The 424-nt window shown below is 44.8% G+C and carries 1 protein-coding gene; it reads left to right on the top strand.

The window, feature by feature from the left end; translation table 11 throughout:
- Window positions 1-56: 56 nt before the first annotated feature.
- The coding region (locus AB4512_RS25400; protein WP_372176232.1) for a DUF2861 family protein at window positions 57-424 on the top strand (368 nt) is incomplete at its 3' end.

The raw sequence follows: 424 nt of genomic DNA, 5'->3' as shown, positions 1-424 counted from the left end.
ACCCTAAAGATCGAAACACATCGCGGCGTTGGTTACCGCTTAGCTGGGGAATCATAATGAGAGTCACTTCGTTAATCGCATTGATCTGCGCTTTGCCGTTTGCGTGTCACGCCGCTTGGTTTACCAACACGCCATTACAACATACGTATCAATCTCTGCTTAATGAACAACCTCAAGTCGCGTGGCAAGAGCTTCAAATCGCACTCAATCAACAAACACTTGATAGCGAGCTTTGGTTGCCAGTTAAACAAGAGATACTGAGTCAAACTCAATGCGGAACTTCACTAAGACAAGACACTGAGACGAAACATCACATTCAAGTTAGCTTCATTCGACGCTACGGCCTGTCATCGCAAGGTTATCAAATCAAAGTCGCTGCAGAACAACTCAGTGAAGAAATGAAAACCCAAACACAACCTATCTC

Source organism: Vibrio sp. 10N.222.52.B7 (assembly GCF_041474275.1).
Classification (GTDB): domain Bacteria; phylum Pseudomonadota; class Gammaproteobacteria; order Enterobacterales; family Vibrionaceae; genus Vibrio; species Vibrio crassostreae_C.
The sequence above is the reverse complement of the archived record's forward strand: the minus strand, read 5'-3'. Positions and strand labels throughout refer to the sequence as shown.